At 63.2% G+C, this 2,684-nt stretch carries 3 protein-coding genes; all 3 read right to left on the bottom strand.

Features of this window, described 5'->3' with window-relative positions:
- Positions 1-122: 122 nt before the first annotated feature.
- Positions 123-290 carry a hypothetical protein gene (locus ACY693_RS18015; protein WP_462323190.1) on the bottom strand — a complete coding sequence of 56 codons (168 nt, stop codon included), beginning with the start codon at positions 288-290 and terminating at the stop codon, positions 123-125.
- Positions 291-308: 18 nt separating this feature from the next.
- Positions 309-1,517 (bottom strand): type II secretion system F family protein, encoded by a 1,209-nt coding sequence (locus ACY693_RS18010; RefSeq protein WP_462323189.1) that lies wholly within the window; start codon positions 1,515-1,517, stop codon positions 309-311.
- A gap of 144 nt (positions 1,518-1,661) precedes the next feature.
- Positions 1,662-2,684, bottom strand: a 1,023-nt coding sequence (locus ACY693_RS18005; protein ID WP_462323188.1) for a GspE/PulE family protein, incomplete at its 5' end; no start/stop codon positions are given.

The raw sequence follows: 2,684 nt of genomic DNA, 5'->3' as shown, positions 1-2,684 counted from the left end.
GTTGTAAGCATCAGAGCTATGTTCATGGATCGATTAAGAGGATGCTGGATTATAAGGGGCAACTGCTAGACCTCAGACAGCTCGAGCCGCCGTTCAATGCGTTCGACTCGCTTGATAACGCTCTATAGCGTTTCGCGATCGCTCGCTGACAGGGCATAGAGACTGCCGATGGTTTGCTCGATGGCCGAAAGTCGCAAATCCATGCGATCCAATCGCTCTTTGACATCGCTGAGATCGCCGCGAATGACCCGCAAGTGCTCGAGCACGAGATTGTCGACGTTATCGCTCATTTTCTGCTCCTGAGTTCGTTAAAACACCAGTTCATTGGCGCCGAGGATCGCCATCAGGATGGAGATGATGATACCAGCGACGATGACGCCGAGGCCGATGATCAGTGTGGGCTCCAGCAGGGTCAGCATGCGCTGCACGCTGGTGCGGGTCTCGCGGTCGAAGATGTCGGCGACCTTGGCAAGCATGGCGTCCAGCGTACCGGATTCCTCGCCGACCCGGATCATCTGAAGGGCGAGCTGCGGCAGCACCGCGCGGCTGGTCAGGGGCTCAGCAAGACCGCGACCGTGCTTGAGGTCCTCGGCGGCCTCGTCGAGCCCATCGCCGATCTTGCGGTTGTTGACCACCTCCTTGGCCAGGTTGAGCCCGCTCAGCAGGGGCAAGCCGTTCTTGAGCAGGGTGCTCAGCGTGTGGCAGAGGCGCGCGGTCTCCATCTTCCAGATCAGGTCGCCGAACAGGGGCAGGCGCATGATGCGGTAGTCGAAGGCGCGCCGATTGTCGGGATTCTGCAGCCAGCGCTCGATGAGCACGGCGATCAGCGCCACCATGACCAGCAAGGCCCACCAGTAGTCGCGGAACAGGTCGCCGGCACCGACGACGATGCGGGTGGGCGTTGGCAGTGCCGCTCCCATATCTTCAAACAGCACCGTAAACTGCGGCACCACGAAGACCAGCAGCATGATCACCGAGAGTCCGGCGATGACGAGCAGGATCATCGGGTAGACCAGCGCTGAGGTCACAGTGCCACGCAGCTCGGCGCTGCGCTCGAGGTAGTCCGCGAGTCGGCCGAGCACCTGGTCTAGGGCGCCACTGGCCTCGCCGGCGCGGATCATGTTGATGTAGAGCTTAGGGAACTGGCCGCCTTGCGCCTCGAGCGCAGTCGAGAAGGTGGCGCCTCCACGCACCCGCTCCTGCAGATCGGCGAGCACGCGCTTGACATGCTCCTCGGGCGTCAGCTCGGTGAGCACGCCAAGTGAGCGATCCAGTGTCAGGCCAGATTCAATCAGGGTCGCGAGCTGGCGGGTCAGGCTCTCGATGTCCTTGGCCTGCAGGCTGCGCTGTCGCCGGCGCGCGAGCTGGGCGGTGAGGCCGCCGGCTGAGCGTGTCTTTAGCGGCAGCAGCCCTTCGGCCTGGAGACGCGCGATCAGAGCCCCTTCATCAGCGGCTTCGTGCTCGCCCTCGACCTCTTCGCCGTCGAGCTTGACGGCCTTGTAGTAGTAGCGCGGCATCGGTCGTGTTATCGCTGTCGCCAGTGCGCCGCTGCAGCAGGATCAGCCTGCCTCAGGTGGCGAGGAACCAGGATGCAGCCTGGCCTCGGTTTGGCAATGGGATAAACCTGTGAGGGATTGCCGTTCGGGCGCTGCGCACAAGGCTCAATTGTCTTCTGCGACACGGATCACCTCCTCAATGGTGGTGCGCCCGTCGACGGCCTTGCGCAGCCCATCGCGATACATGGTTGCCATCCCTTCCTCGACCGCGATGCGATGGATATCGCCAGCAGTCGCATGTGCGAGCACGGACTGGCGGATGCGGTCGCTCATCAGCAGGACCTCGGCGATGACCAATCGGCCACGATAGCCGGTGTGGTTGCACTGCTTGCAGCCGACGGCGCGATAGAGCTGCAGCGGTGCGACAGCACTGGCATCCGCCAATCCCGCCTCACGGATCTTGGTCGCCAGCTCAGGCAGGGGCTCATAGGGCTGGCGGCAGTGCGGGCAGAGCCGGCGCACCAGGCGTTGCGCCAGGATACCGTTGATGGTGCTGGTGAGCAGATAGTCTTCGACCCCCATGTCGAGCAGGCGCGTTACGCCACTGGCGGCGTCGTTGGTGTGCAGGGTGGAGAGCACCACGTGACCGGTCAGGGCCGACTGCACGGCGATGCGGGCAGTCTCGAGATCGCGCATCTCACCGACCATGATGATGTCCGGATCTTGCCGGACGATGGCGCGTAGCGCACCGGCAAAGGTCATGCCGATCGAGGATTTGACGGGGATCTGATTGATGCCGGCGACCTGGTACTCGACCGGGTCTTCGACCGTGAGGATCTTGTTCTCTTCGGTATTGAGCCGGCTCAGCGCGGTGTAGAGGGTGGTGCTCTTGCCGCTGCCGGTCGGGCCGGTAACGAGGAAGATGCCGTAGGGCTGGTCGAGCACCTTGATCAGTCGATCACGCGGTGGGCCGTCGAAGCCAAGGGCGTCGAAGTCGAAGCTGACGCTTTCTTTGTCGAGCAGACGCATCACCACGCTCTCGCCGAACATGGTCGGCACGGTGGAGACGCGCAGGTCGAGCTCCTTGCCCTGGATGCGCTGCGGGATGCGCCCGTCCTGAGGCAACCGTCGCTCGGCGATATTGAGCTTGGCCATGATCTTGATGCGGGAGATCACCGCCGCGGTCGA

Source organism: Halochromatium sp. (assembly GCF_054919635.1).
This window is presented reverse-complemented; position numbering and strand designations above follow the sequence as displayed.